At 42.9% G+C, this 13,443-nt stretch carries 12 protein-coding genes; 1 reads left to right on the top strand and 11 read right to left on the bottom strand.

The features are described 5' to 3' along the window. Window positions 1-63: 63 nt before the first annotated feature. The 6 genes from opp4A to MKX62_RS08050 all read right to left on the bottom strand — a co-directional run bounded on the left by opp4A (window position 64) and on the right by MKX62_RS08050 (window position 7,201). Window positions 64-1,917, bottom strand: coding sequence for an oligopeptide ABC transporter substrate-binding protein (gene opp4A / locus MKX62_RS08075; RefSeq protein ID WP_340741172.1), 1,854 nt, complete (start codon window positions 1,915-1,917; stop codon window positions 64-66). 18 nt (window positions 1,918-1,935) lie between these two features. Beyond that, window positions 1,936-2,838 carry an ABC transporter permease gene (locus MKX62_RS08070; protein ID WP_340742563.1) on the bottom strand — a complete coding sequence of 301 codons (903 nt, stop codon included), beginning with the start codon at window positions 2,836-2,838 and terminating at the stop codon, window positions 1,936-1,938. A 35-nt stretch (window positions 2,839-2,873) separates the two neighbouring features. Continuing rightward, window positions 2,874-3,836, bottom strand: coding sequence for an oligopeptide ABC transporter permease (gene opp4B / locus MKX62_RS08065; RefSeq protein ID WP_340741171.1), 963 nt, complete (start codon window positions 3,834-3,836; stop codon window positions 2,874-2,876). A gap of 5 nt (window positions 3,837-3,841) precedes the next feature. Beyond that, window positions 3,842-4,774, bottom strand: coding sequence for an ABC transporter ATP-binding protein (locus MKX62_RS08060; protein ID WP_340741170.1), 933 nt, complete (start codon window positions 4,772-4,774; stop codon window positions 3,842-3,844). Next, window positions 4,761-5,777 carry an ABC transporter ATP-binding protein gene (locus MKX62_RS08055; RefSeq protein ID WP_067204287.1) on the bottom strand — a complete coding sequence of 339 codons (1,017 nt, stop codon included), beginning with the start codon at window positions 5,775-5,777 and terminating at the stop codon, window positions 4,761-4,763. The genes MKX62_RS08060 and MKX62_RS08055 overlap by 14 nt, the downstream gene beginning before the upstream one ends. Window positions 5,778-6,226: 449 nt before the next feature. Beyond that, a complete protein-coding gene (locus MKX62_RS08050) occupies window positions 6,227-7,201 on the bottom strand; it encodes a DUF4003 family protein (RefSeq protein WP_340741169.1) in 975 nt (324 codons plus the stop codon). 118 nt (window positions 7,202-7,319) lie between these two features. On the opposite strand from MKX62_RS08050, the gene MKX62_RS08045 reads away from it, so the two are divergent. Beyond that, entirely contained in the window at window positions 7,320-8,150 is an 831-nt protein-coding gene (locus MKX62_RS08045; protein WP_067204281.1) for an aminoglycoside N(3)-acetyltransferase, read from the top strand. Between the two features lie 849 nt (window positions 8,151-8,999). Here the strand turns inward: MKX62_RS08045 and trpA are convergent. From trpA to trpD, 5 genes are read right to left on the bottom strand one after another with little or no spacing between them, the layout of a single operon-like run. Next, the gene (gene trpA / locus MKX62_RS08040; protein ID WP_338654305.1) at window positions 9,000-9,797 is read right to left on the bottom strand and encodes a tryptophan synthase subunit alpha; all 798 of its coding nucleotides are present in this window, start codon (window positions 9,795-9,797) and stop codon (window positions 9,000-9,002) included. Beyond that, the gene (gene trpB, locus MKX62_RS08035) at window positions 9,790-11,004 is read right to left on the bottom strand and encodes a tryptophan synthase subunit beta (RefSeq protein WP_340741168.1); all 1,215 of its coding nucleotides are present in this window, start codon (window positions 11,002-11,004) and stop codon (window positions 9,790-9,792) included. Before trpB ends, trpA begins: the two co-directional genes overlap by 8 nt. A gap of 3 nt (window positions 11,005-11,007) precedes the next feature. Beyond that, complete coding sequence (locus MKX62_RS08030; protein ID WP_340741167.1) at window positions 11,008-11,622, bottom strand: phosphoribosylanthranilate isomerase; 615 nt, start codon at window positions 11,620-11,622, stop codon at window positions 11,008-11,010. Then, window positions 11,619-12,407, bottom strand: a complete 789-nt coding sequence (trpC, locus tag MKX62_RS08025; RefSeq protein WP_340741166.1) for an indole-3-glycerol phosphate synthase TrpC — start codon at window positions 12,405-12,407, stop codon at window positions 11,619-11,621. Before trpC ends, MKX62_RS08030 begins: the two co-directional genes overlap by 4 nt. Further along, window positions 12,404-13,435 (bottom strand): anthranilate phosphoribosyltransferase, encoded by a 1,032-nt coding sequence (gene trpD, locus MKX62_RS08020; protein WP_340741165.1) that lies wholly within the window; start codon window positions 13,433-13,435, stop codon window positions 12,404-12,406. The genes trpC and trpD overlap by 4 nt, the downstream gene beginning before the upstream one ends. Between the last annotated feature and the right edge of the window lie 8 nt (window positions 13,436-13,443).

Here is a 13,443-nt window from a genome sequence, read left to right as displayed (position 1 = left end):
TAAAAAAACTTGTAGAAGAAAAATGACTCTTTTCCTCTACAAGTTACAGATATGCGTTTTAACTTACTTTTTCGCAGGGATAGACTTATCTTGCGTTACTGCGATATCACTCTTATACATTTCCGTTCCATCACCAATTGCATAGTTTAGCACACGGTTGTTAACTGGTACCAATTGTGCACGATACAATGTTGGGAATACAGGAACTTCATCTGTCATCAGTTGTTGCCACTCATTGTATATTTCTTTACGCTTTTCAACGTCGAATGCATCTTCAGAGATACCTTCAGCTAACAGGCGCTCATTGTCTGCATTTTCCCAACGCGCGAAGTTGTATAATACGTTTTTAGCGTATAGACCACTAGGATCTACGTCGATACCTACACCCCAAGCAGCTGAATAAATATCAATTTCAGGATTGTCATCTCCATTTTGGCCAACGCCTTCATAAAATGTATTAAATTCTTGTAAGCGACCATCTAACAGTGCTACTTTCAAGCCAACAGCTTCCCACGCTTGAATATAATATTGTGCCAATGGTTCAGCGATGTCATCGCCTGACATAGAAGCATAATTGATAACCAATGGTTTTCCTTCTTTGTCTTCACGGATACCATCACCATCAACATCTTTAAATCCAGCTTCTTCAAGCAATTGTTTCGCTTTTTCAGGGTCATACGGTGTACCAGGATTTGTAGCATCATGATATTCTGGGTGTGATGGTGGAATCAATGTTGTTGCAGCCCAACGTAGGCCGTGATAGAACTTCTCACCTACCGTATTATTATCAACCGCATGCCACATAGCTTTACGTAAATTCACATCCCCCATCTTCGCATCGGGATTAGGTTTCACTGCTTTCTTTTCTTTATCCCAAGTACCAAGTTTAAAGCCAACATACGAATAAGCGCGATCTACATCGCCTAAAAATTCGACGTTTGACATCTCAGCATTATCAGGGTACTGAGGTACTGGGAAATCACTTACTGTATCTACATCACCTTTTTCAAGTGATTGAACAACGACGTTTGGATTGATTACTTTTAAAGTAACTGTGTCGAGCTTTGGTGCCCCGCGCCAATAGTCTTCGTTTTTAGTAAACGTAACTGATTCACCAGGTACGATTGTGTCAACTTTAAACGGACCAAAACCGATTGGTTTCTGACGTACTTCCGGTGAAGATGAGATATCTTTAACAGGCATATCGCCAAAGATATGCTTAGCAAGTGGGTATGTCCAAATACCACCTGTGATAAGTGACGGCGTTGCCTCTTTATATGTGATTTTTAATTCTTTATCACTTACTATTTCAATACCGGAAATTGTTTCCGATGTACCTGCTTGGAATTCATCCATACCTACAATGTTAAGTACATCTCCTGCACGCGGACCATCATAGTCAGCATGACCAAGGATTTCATGTGCAAATGCCCAGTCTTCAGCTGTAACTGGCTTACCATCATGCCAATTTACATTGTCACGAATCGTAAACGTGAATGTTCTTCCATCTTCAGATGATTTATATGTTGCAGCACCATCCTGTGTATACACAAAACTTGAATCCCATGTCAACATGCCTTCGTCAAACCAATCAAGAACATATGCATCAGGCTTGCCTGAATAGAAGTTCCAGTTCAACGTTCCTTCAAAGGCTGTATCTGAAACAAGTCCGTATGTAAACGAACCCCCTTCAATTGCCTCACCTTCATTTGTTTTAATCTTACTAAAATCATCGATCGAATAGAGTCCATCATCTGCGACTTCTTCTTTCTTGGTCTCTTCCTTCTTACCTTCTTCTTTCTTAGTTCCAGAATCTGCTGGTTCCGCGTCTTCTGCTTTATTACAAGCGGCTAACGCAAGTAATAGAACAAGCATCATTGCGAATAGAACTTTTCTTAGACTTTTCTTCCCTACCATATAAATTTCTCCCCCTTCTTATCCTCTTCTTTGTCGTGCATCAGTCGCACGTTTTAACGCTTGACCGACATTATTTATACTCAACATCAGCACTAAAATCAGCAGTGATGCAGGTAACCAGATCCACCATCTATACTCCAAAGTTTGTGGGTTTCTTGCATAACTGACAAGTGTCCCAAGGCTTGGCGTACTTTCCGGAAAACCAAAGCCTAAAAATGACAGCCCGGATTCCAAACCAATGTTTGCAGCTAAGCTCAATGTCATCGAAACGATAATAATTGAACTTAAATTCGGTAACACCTGAGTAAACATAATTTTCAGATTAGAGGAGCCGAGCGTCTTCGAAGCCTGCACATAATCTAGTTCTGTTTCTTGCAATGTTTTCGACCGGATTAACCGTGCTTTTCCCATCCACAAAAAGGCTGTCATAATCAAGGAAAATGTCAAAATGGTATATTTAGGCGAAACTGATACAAACACAATGACAATCATCAGAAACGGTAAAATCATGAAAAAGTCAACAATCCGCATGGCTATATTATCAATTTTCCCACCAAAATAACCTGAAACTAAGCCAACAGTAATTCCAATGACGCCTGTCATTACTGTTACAAGAATCCCAATCGAAAGTGAATTCCGTGTCCCGATAATCAGCTGCCCAAAAACATCTCGTCCCCCATAATCTGTGCCTAACCAAAACTCCGCGGACGGAGGTTTATGAATAGAAAACAAGTCTACTGTCACAATTTCTTTCTGATCTAAAAACAGGGATACACCATATACAAATACCATAATGAGTGTAAGAAAAACTAATGATATAAAAGCTAGTTTATCTCGAACAATTTCGCGCCAGATAATACTCCAACCGGATGGGCTTCTATCTGCATCCAGTGTACTGTCGGGTAAATGGACATTTTTCATTTCCAACCTTAACCACCTCAAAGTCTATCGAGTTCTTATTTTATACGAATACGTGGGTCAACAATACTTAATATAATATCTGAAAGTAATGCACCTAAAATCGCTGCAATCCCAAATATTAGAACAACTGATGTCACCACACTGAAGTCACGTAGTGAAATTGATTCTAGGAACAGCTGACCCATTCCTGGATATCCAAAGATGCTTTCAATAAAAATAGTTCCTCCGATTAATCCCGTAATTTCATACCCGAAAAATGCGGCAACTGGCAACAATGAATTCCTTAAAATATGACGGTTATAGACCCTTGACTCAGATGCACCCTTCGCCCGTGCTGTCACCACAAATTCCTTCTGTTTTGTATCAATAATCTCACTTCGCAAATACTGAACGGTCGAAACCGTTGCGATGAGAGCCATTGATAATGAAGGGAGCAATAAATGATTTATTTTACTTAGTACATATTCGAACGAACCTGGACTAAGCCCTGGAGTTACACTACCACCAGTAGGGAACCAACCAAATTGGAAACCAAAGACCCAAACCATAACAAGAGCAAAGATAAATAATGGGGCCGCGAATCCTACGTACGTATAACCAGTTATTAATCGGTCGGCCCATGAATCGTTATACCGTCCACTTGTTATGCCAAGAGGAATCGCGATTAAATAAGTCAAAATTAACGTAACTAGAGACAGCCAAAATGTATTAACAAGTCGTTGAGAAATTAATTCGGTGACTGGCATTTTAAAGCGGAAGGATTGTCCTAAATCTCCTTGAAACAACGCTTTAACCCAGTCCAGGTATTGAATATACCAAGGATTATCTAGGCCCAATCTTTGTCTCATCGCTTCAATCGTAGCTGGATCAATATTCGGATCGATCAAACCACTTAACGCATCACCAGGCATCATTTTTGCCATGATAAATATCAAAATACTGAGTAATGCAATTTGCGGAATCATTATTCCAATTCGACGTACAGTGAATTTCCACATACCATTCACCCTTTCCCAGGCAAAGCCACTAAATGTGTGTCCGATACAGGCTGTAATTTATAGGCCAAGCCCAAGTCATCGAAATAATTGTCGTACGACTGCTCATATTCTTCTTTTACCGCTTGGCGGAATTGTACCTGTTGCTCACGTTTTCTAGGATCAATATCAGGGATTGCAGCAACCAGCCGTTTTGAGTAAATATGCTGTGGATTTTTAAAGATATCTTCCGGAGTCCCTTCCTCCACATAACGTCCTTTATACATAATCCCAATTCGATCACACATATGCTTGATAATTCCAAGATCGTGGCTGATAAAAAGATAAGTAAGACCCAATTCTTTCTGAATCTCTTGCATAAAGTTCAAGACTTGTGCTTGAACGGAAACATCAAGCGCTGACACAGGTTCATCAGCAATAATTAGCTTTGGCTTTAGAGCAATTGCTCGAGCAATCCCAATCCGTTGGCGTTGTCCACCTGAGAATTCATGCGGGTATTTATGTATACTTTCTGGACTTAAACCGACAAGCTCTAATAGTTCTCCGACACGCTTCTTTTCTTCACTTCTTGAAAAATTTTCGTAATTACGAAGCGGTTCGGATACAATATCAAGTACTCGTTTTTTTGGATTCAATGTGGAATAGGGATCTTGAAAAATCATCTGTATATCCCTACGTGCACCCACTTTTGAACGGCTCATATCAGTTATGTCCTGTCCGTCAAAAGTAACTTTTCCAGAAGCAATTTTATTTAAACCGATGATTGCCCGTCCAGTTGTTGTTTTACCGGACCCAGATTCACCAACAAGCCCATATGTTTTCCCTTTTTCAATCGAAAATGAGACACCATCAACTGCTCTGACATGGTCAATAGTCCTACCAAATACGCCACCTTGAATCGGAAAATGGACTTTTAAATCTTCTACTTCAAGAAACGCCATGGTACTGATCCTCCTTGCTTTTATCAGGGAAGCTAAACTGTCGGTAACAGGTACAGCGTACGAAGTGACCCGGGGTTACTTCGTGCAATACCGGATTCTCCTCATGAGCTGACTCATCCACCCAAGGAATTCTAGGGCTAAACCGACAACCATTACGGACCAACTTCTGCAAGGACGGGACAATACCCTCAATTACATGAAGTTCAGATTGCTCTTCATTTGAATTCGGAACTGAGTTCAGTAACGACCTTGTATAAGGATGCAAAGGGTTTTCGAATAACGTATAAACATCTGCAATCTCAACAATTTGACCTGCGTACATGACAGCAACTCGGTCCGCCATTTCAGCAACAACCGCTAAATCATGGGTAATCAAAATAATCCCCGCGTGAATCTCTTCTTTGAGCTTTTTTATTAAATCAAGTATTTGAGATTGAATGGTCACATCCAGGGCGGTCGTCGGCTCGTCGGCGATCAATAGCTCCGGTTCATTGGCAATCGCCATCGCGATCACTACCCGCTGCCTCATTCCACCTGATAATTCATGGGGGTATTGATCGTAAGTAAATGCTGGATTGACAATTCCAACCTTATTCAGCAAATCAATGACTCTCTCTTTCCGTTCCTTTTTCGGTAGCTTATTGTTATGGATATATATAATCTCATCAATTTGATCGCCAATAGTCATTAATGGATTCAATGCGGAAAGCGAGTCTTGAAAAATCATCCCCATTTTATTCCCACGCAATTCATTTAGCTTAGCTGGAGACATATTCACTATATTCTGATCCTTAAAGTAAATATTCCCTTCCACTTTTGCTTGACTATGCAGACCCATTATTGAAAAAGCAAATGCACTCTTCCCACAACCCGATTCTCCTACGATGGCTAGCAGTTCATTTTTTTCAACAGTCAATGATACATCATCAACTGCTGCATAGTAGTTATCTTTAATTCGAAACGATGTGCGGAGATTTTTAATTTCCAATACCGGGTTTCCCAAGAAAACTTCCTCCCTACATTACTTAAACTCCCAAACTATTAATAGTAAATTTTCTGATATTGAATCACTTGCACCAATATACTATACAAATTTATGGATGACAACACTATTTTTCCAGAATACCAAATACATAAAAAACTCCGCGTGTGACAATTAGGTTACAAATAGGTTACAAACGTTGACCTGAAAGCATTTCCTGACCCGAAATACTTTTAGCTTTTTAAAAATAAAAATTTGTCATTTTATTTATAAAACGCAAAAAAGATTCCATTTCCGATTTGGAATGAAATCTTTTTTTGTATTCAACAGGACGTGTTCATCATAAAAAAATTTTTAGGTGTTACCAGTTCATCGACGAGGTACACGGAGTTGAAATCGAGTTTTGGAGGTCTACTTTCCCCACGATGGAAAAGCCAATCGAAACTGGATGGGAATTAAGCGAATCACAATCAATTATTTGCTGAATTTGCTGACGTAGACGCAACCATCGCTGCAATCGTCGCAGCCATCACCGCTTGCTGTGCTTGTATAATCAATTCCACTGACGTCGCAAGACTAACACTTTCTGCTTCTGCACTTTCAGTCAATTTATGCATAATGTACCCAATCGCAATAGACAACGCCATTTCCCGATTCCATTTAAAAGGTTTAGATTCCTCCAATGAATGCGTAAGTTCGACAATATTCTGCAGTTCTATATCATCTATTCCAAATACGGTAAGAAATCCAATCATCGGATAATGCACAGGTCTTACTTTCGTATTGCGCTTGAAATGATTTAGTACTTCCGCAGCCCTGGTTATGAGACTTGGATCAAACTTGATCTGTATGTAAGTCATCACTTGTGACAGCCATTGTAGTTCATTTCCCGAACGGAATCCCTCGGTTCGCAATGAGTCATAATACGCACGCATCGACTTCGCATGCTCCATTGGATCAGCGCCCCTTTTCCCTAACAATACTGCATATGCGTAATCATCGTCTGACGTCAGGAAAAAATGCCGTTTCTTAATCGCATCATATAGTTTTTTAGCTTGACGCGCCTCGTTTTCATAGAGCTCTGTATCGTTGGTCAACAGGAGCGCAGCCAAATATGAATGGATTGTATTGCGGAAGCCTATACCTTTTAAGACTTGTTGCTTCGCGAATAAACGATTCACCTCTTTGTCGATATCTGTCCCAGGCTTATCTAGAAATGCAGCCATCATCGGAAGTAGATTGCCGCGTAGCGGAGAAAGCCAGCTGGATTTACTTTTTAGTGCATCCATTACTCGACTCAAACTTTCCGCGTCAAACTCCCTTTCAGATGTGACATAGTACGATGTAATTGTCAGCACGACGTTTTTATCCACCGTCCAACCTGCCAACGACTTCACTTTTTCATATGTCGTTTCAACTTCCTGTCTAATCACATTCGCATCCATTGAACACATCTCCTTTTATATATGTACGCTCGTCCGCAAGAAAGGTTTCATAAAACTTGGCAAAACCTTTCTTGCTTGCTATGCTTTTCGAAAATATCTATAGAATTGAGTGATCCACATGACCGAATTTGAAACGATTCTCGATACCCATTCATTCCAATCGAAAGAGACACTAAAAGAGCAGCTTAACTTACTTGGTGTTAAATCGGGTGATCATATTATTGTCCATTCATCCCTTAAATTGATGGGGTGGATTGCAGGTGGTGCACAAGCCGTCGTCGAAGCGCTGATGGAAACAGTGACGTTAAACGGGACAATCATCATGCCCGCGCAGTCTGCCGACAATTCGGAACCATCTTACTGGATGCTTCCCCCTGTCCCAGAAGCGTGGCATGAACCTATACGTCAATCTATTCCCGCTTACGACCCGAACTTAACCCATCTACGTGGAATGGGGAAAATCGCTGACTGCTTCCATCGCCATCCAAAAACAATTCGAAGTTCTCACCCCGCCCATTCGTTCATGGCGTGGGGCCGCCACGCAGATGACTGGATGAGTGAACATCCGCTCGATGATTCATTCGGAACGAGTTCTCCACTCGGAAAAATGTTGAATGTGGATGTGAAGGTCATTATGATTGGAGTCAGTTATGAATCATGCACCGCACTTCATTTAGCTGAATACCTAGCTCCTGAATATACAGTCTCTCCTCAAGGTGCAGCCATCATGCAAGACGGTGAACGAATTTGGGCCACTTTTGATATGGTCGATGTCGATTCGGATATTTTCCCCGAATTGGGTACCGCGTTCGAGGAAATGAACCCCGGCATTGCTATCGACGGCAAGTTAGGACAAGCCCTTTGCAAAGTCGTTCCGATGAAACCGCTTGTTGAGTTTGGGACTGTATGGATAACTGAAAAAAGAATGTCAGAAGTGGTCGTTGACTAAAAATAGAAACTGTACAACCCTATTCTAGCACTATACGACAAAGCAGCATCACTGTATAAGAAACGCCCCTCCTCGTGTGATTTCTCACGCAAGGAAGGGCGTTTTTCTTAACTATAAATGTTAAATTAAAGAATCCCATTGAATCTGCTGTGGTACTCAATAATGAGAGAGTTGTAATTCGGGGTGTGCATTGTAGAACACTTGGCGCTTTGGGGATGCCTTTCACCGTAAGCCTGGATTAGCGCTTCGCATCCAGTCTTACGGCTTCGGCGACCCCTTTGCCGCGCCTTCGCTAGGTTGTATATTTTCGAGAAAAATGTAATTTCGAGATGTATATGGCGAGATTGTAAGGTGATTACTAGTTGATACTATATAAATGAATCCCATTGAACTGCTACGGCGCTAGGGGATGCCTCCCGCCATAAGCCAGATGAGGTATTCTTTAACCAATCTGGAATAACCTCTTGGCATTAACTGTATAATTTTTGCAAAGAACGCAGAAATTATACAAACCGAACTCTTCGTTGTTCGGTTGGCTACCCCTGTTAAGGCGCCTTCGCTCAGTATATATACCGGATTCAACATATATAACTATATTCAAGAATGGCGCACTCCAGGTTGCAGATTTCATCACAGATTATGAAGTGCGCTATCTCAAATAGACCATCCAGCGAAGACGCGACTTCGTGGTAGCCGGAGCGATAAGACTGAAAGCGGCCTCCTTTCTGGCTTATCGCGGGAGGCATCCACAAAGCGTCGAAGCGGTATTAGCAGGAACTCCAATTCACTCCAAGTATTAGGGCTTTTCAGTGGTCTCCCAAAAGCCCCTTTAAAGCGCATACGCCGTATTCATTTGTTCAACATATATATTTCTTTTTTCGACATTTTTACTAATGCCTCGACTGACGTCAAGTCATTTCTATGAAAAGCAGCAACAATCGCACTTCCAACAATGACTCCGTCTGCAAGTGCACCAATTGACCGGACCTGTTCAGGTGTTGAAATACCGAACCCTGCTAGTACAGGGACAGGACTTACCGCTTTCAGCTGCTCCAAATGGGCAGCAAGATCAGCGCCAAATCCATCCCGCACCCCTGTAATACCGTTTACCGTCACTGCGTACACAAAGCCTTCAGCTGCCGCTGTTATTGTCTTAATCCGTTCTGGTGGGCTCGTTAGCGAGACTAGTGGAATGAGTGCAATCTCGGATTTTGTAAGAGAATTCTGCAATAGTCCACTTTCTTCGTGTGGCAAGTCAGGCACAATAAGTCCACTGATACCGCTGTTCTGGCAATCCTTCGCAAATTGATCAATGCCATAGCTCAAAATCGGATTCAAATAAGTCATGATTACAAGCGGAACAGTGACTTCATCCTTGAATAAAGTGAGTTCTTTCAATACCTTACGAAGTGTTACCCCTTTAGCAAGTGCTCGTTCTCCCGCTTGTTCAATCACTGGGCCATCTGCGACCGGATCCGAAAAAGGAATACCCAGTTCGATTGCAGTCACACCTGTTTGTTGGAGAAATAATATGTTTTTCTTAATCGTTTCAAGACCGCCGTCGCCCGCCATTATGTAGGGCACAAATGCTTTATCGCCTCGGGTTACACAATCAGTAATCGCGTTAGTTAAGTCTTGCTTAGTCATTCAAGCCACCTCCTAAAGCATCGCGTACCGTTTGGACATCTTTATCGCCACGTCCTGAAAGGCAAATAACGAGAATTTCTTCCTCCCCCATCGTACCTGCCAATTCGACTGCATAGTGAACCGCATGTGCACTTTCAAGGGCAGGGATGATACCTTCCACTTTCGCCAATAACTGCAATCCTTCCAATGCACCCGCATCCGTGACAGACGAGTATGTAACGCGCCCGATATCATGTAAATGGCTATGTTCCGGACCAACTGCGGGGTAATCGAGACCCGCTGAAATGGAATGCGCCTCCTGGATGAATCCATCATCGTCTTGCAATACATACATATACGCTCCGTGCAGAACGCCTTCTTTGCCGTCCGCAATTGCAGCTGCGTGAAGTCCTGTTTCAATACCGCTTCCCGCCGCCTCAACACCATACAAAGCAACGTCTTCATCATCAATAAAAGGATGGAACATGCCGATTGCATTACTCCCACCGCCGATGCACGCCACAATCGCATCCGGCAGACGCCCTTCTTTCTCCAGAATTTGTCGTCTCGTTTCCACACCGATTACACGTTGGAAATCACGAACAATTCTAGGGAATGGATGCGGACCAAGCGCAGATCCTAATATATAATGCGTGTCTTCCACATTTGCCACCCAGTAACGCAGCGCCTCATTGACTGCATCTTTCAGTGTGCCTGATCCTTTATCGACTGAAACGACTTTTGCTCCAAGTAACTCCATGCGGAAAACATTCAATTCCTGCCTGCGAATATCTTCTTTCCCCATGTAAATAACGCATTCGAGATTAAACAAAGCACATACTGTTGCTGTCGCTACTCCGTGCTGACCCGCTCCGGTTTCCGCAACGATTTTCTTTTTGCCCATGCGCATCGCAAGGAGTGCCTGCCCAACCGTATTATTAATTTTATGTGCGCCGGTATGGTTTAAATCTTCCCGTTTGAGATAAATCTTCGCACCGCCCGCTTCTTTAGTAAGTCTTTCTGCAAAGTACAGCGGCGTCTCCCGTCCGACAAAATCCTTTAAGTAATAATTTACTTTGTCCGTGAAAGCCGGATCGGCAATCGCATCATCATAAGCAGCCTCCAGTTCGATAAGTGCTGTCATTAATGTTTCAGGAACAAACTGCCCACCAAATCGTCCATATCGTCCTGCCTGTGTAGTTTGAGTTGCACCCAATTCTTGTACCATCGCTTATCTCTCCTCATCTTTTACTGCTTTAATGAATGCGCGAATCAACTTGTCATCTTTTCTTCTCATAACTTCTACTCCGCTTGAAACGTCCACCATATATGGATGTACCATCCTGATTGCTTGTGCAACATTATCCGCGTTCAGTCCACCTGCCAGAATAACTTTGTCCGATTGTACACCAGCATCTTTCATTAGTTGCCAATCAAAAGTTTTTCCACTTCCACCTTTAAAGTCCGTTCCAGGTGTATCAAACAAAAAGTAGTCTGTTTCATAGTGTGCAAATCGCTTTGCATCTTCATCACTGTAAACTGATAACACTTTAATGGAAGGAAGTCCGACTTTTTCGATGAAATCTGAACTTTCATCACCATGAAATTGAACAAAATCTAGCGGTACTTCTCGGTAGGTTTGCTCAATTTCATCTTGTGATGCATCAACAAATACCCCAATCTTCAGCACTCCAGGTGGAATATTCTTTGCCAACTCTTGCGCTTTGGCAATTGTCACTTGTCGTCGGCTTGGAGCAAAGACAAAGCCGATTGCATCTACTCCAGCATCGACTGCCGTTTTCACGTGTTGTGATTCCATAAGTCCACAAATTTTCACCTTCGTCATCGGACTACCCTCGGTAATGCGACTTGCAGTGATTGGATAGCTGCAGCGACTTCACCACTTCGCATCAACGATTCCCCAACGAGTACTGCACTTGCGCCAGCATCTGCTACAAATAACGCATCTTCCGATTCCCAGATACCACTTTCGCTGATGAGGACACGTTCTTCATCGAACGGAAACAGGGCTGCAATCTCTTCTGTTCTCTTTAAATCCACTTTAAATGTGCGGAGATCACGATTATTTACACCAATTAATTTTGCGTTGATGGCGATAGCGCGTTTCAGTTCAGCCTCATCATGTACTTCTACCAATACTTCCAAGCCAGATTGCAGCGCGTAGGCATGAAATTCAGCGAGTTCATCATCAGTAAGTGCAGCAACAATCAACAGGATGACAGAGGCTCCGGCCCTTTTTGCTCGGTCAATCTGTACAGGATGGATGATAAAATCCTTACATAGCAACGGAATAGGAACATTGTCCGCTACAGCTGCTAGGTCTTCGAATGACCCCTTGAAAAAGTGACTATCCGTCAATACAGAGATGCACGCTGCACCTGCGCGATGGTAAGAAATTGCCTGTGCAACGGGATCAGCGCCTTCCGCGATAAGCCCCTTCGAAGGAGATGCGCGCTTCATTTCCGCGATGACTTGCAAATGCTCTGTTTTATATAGCTTGTTGAATAAAGATGGACGCGCTGGACGTGCTTCTTGTCGTACATCCTGCTCTGCCAACATGTCTTGTACTTCACGCCGTTTCTCGTGTAAAATCTTGTCTAAAATCGTCATCTTGCCACCGCCTTTGCACCGATTTTCTGACTGAATGCTACGACAGCGTTAAGCTTTTGCAATGCTTTGCCAGATAAAATACTTTCAGTCGCCTGTTTGACGCCCTCTTGAATTGTCCCTGCTCGCCCATTTGCAAATAATCCGATGCCTGCATTGAAAACGACTGTATCGAAATGAGGACCGCGTCGTCCATTGAAAATCGCCCGAATTGTTGCTGCATTTTCCTTTGCGTCGCCTCCACGTATGGCTGAAATCGGAGCGTATGCAAGCCCCACATCATCTGCTGTCAGCGAAAATGGGATCAAATCGCCTTTATCAAGAAGGACAAATGCATTTTGTCCCGCAAGTGACGCTTCGTCCATTCCCCCCGCGCCCGATACGACAATTGCCCGCTCTCTGCCAAGCATGCGCAATACGGATGCGTATTCCATCGTGAAATCCGGTCTATTAATACCCGTGAACTGTGTTTTCAATGGGATTGGATTGGTCAAAGGACCTACTAGATTAAAGATAGTCGGCTTGCCAATTTGCTGCCGGATTGCACCAATTCGTTTCATTTTCGGGTGAACATTTGGCGCATATAAGAAGGTGATTCCTTCCTGTTGAAGAAGTTCGATGGTTTCATCTAAGCTGAAGTCTATATGAATGCCAAGGGCTTCCAATACATCAGAACTTCCCGCGGCACTCGAAACTTTCCGATTACCATGCTTAGCGATGGATGCGCCGGCTCCTGCCAATACGAACGCGGATGCTGTACTAATATTGAACGTATTTGAGCCGTCTCCGCCTGTTCCGCAGTTATCCATAAATGTTTCCCGTGGAACATTTACCCGAAGTGCGAACGATTTCATTACCGAAGCAAGAGCCGCTACTTCATGGGCCGTTTCTTCTTTTCGTGACAACGCCACAAGGAAATCAACTATGTCCTGCGATGCGGTTTGTTCATTAAACATCAACTTAGAAGCTTCCACCATTTCTTCATACATCAAATGCTCGCCCAACTCTACTCTTCTAACAAAACTTCTCATCTCAATCT

It is taken from the genome of Sporosarcina sp. FSL K6-5500 (assembly GCF_038005665.1).
GTDB classification, from domain to species: Bacteria; Bacillota; Bacilli; order Bacillales_A; family Planococcaceae; genus Sporosarcina; species Sporosarcina psychrophila.
This window is presented reverse-complemented; position numbering and strand designations above follow the sequence as displayed.

Excerpts from the sequence above, each read along its gene's own strand:
- opp4A (WP_340741172.1), bottom strand. The coding sequence starts at position 1,917 with ATGGTAGGGAAGAAAAGTCTAAGAAAAGTTCTATTCGCAATGATGCTT.
- MKX62_RS08070 (WP_340742563.1), bottom strand. The coding sequence starts at position 2,838 with ATGAAAAATGTCCATTTACCCGACAGTACACTGGATGCAGATAGAAGC.
- opp4B (WP_340741171.1), bottom strand. The coding sequence starts at position 3,836 with ATGTGGAAATTCACTGTACGTCGAATTGGAATAATGATTCCGCAAATT.
- MKX62_RS08060 (WP_340741170.1), bottom strand. The coding sequence starts at position 4,774 with ATGGCGTTTCTTGAAGTAGAAGATTTAAAAGTCCATTTTCCGATTCAA.
- MKX62_RS08050 (WP_340741169.1), bottom strand. The coding sequence starts at position 7,201 with ATGGATGCGAATGTGATTAGACAGGAAGTTGAAACGACATATGAAAAA.
- MKX62_RS08045 (WP_067204281.1), top strand. The coding sequence starts at position 7,320 with ATGACCGAATTTGAAACGATTCTCGATACCCATTCATTCCAATCGAAA.
- trpA (WP_338654305.1), bottom strand. The coding sequence starts at position 9,797 with ATGACTAAGCAAGACTTAACTAACGCGATTACTGATTGTGTAACCCGA.
- trpB (WP_340741168.1), bottom strand. The coding sequence starts at position 11,004 with ATGGTACAAGAATTGGGTGCAACTCAAACTACACAGGCAGGACGATAT.
- MKX62_RS08030 (WP_340741167.1), bottom strand. The coding sequence starts at position 11,622 with ATGACGAAGGTGAAAATTTGTGGACTTATGGAATCACAACACGTGAAA.
- trpC (WP_340741166.1), bottom strand. The coding sequence starts at position 12,407 with ATGACGATTTTAGACAAGATTTTACACGAGAAACGGCGTGAAGTACAA.
- trpD (WP_340741165.1), bottom strand. The coding sequence starts at position 13,435 with ATGAGAAGTTTTGTTAGAAGAGTAGAGTTGGGCGAGCATTTGATGTAT.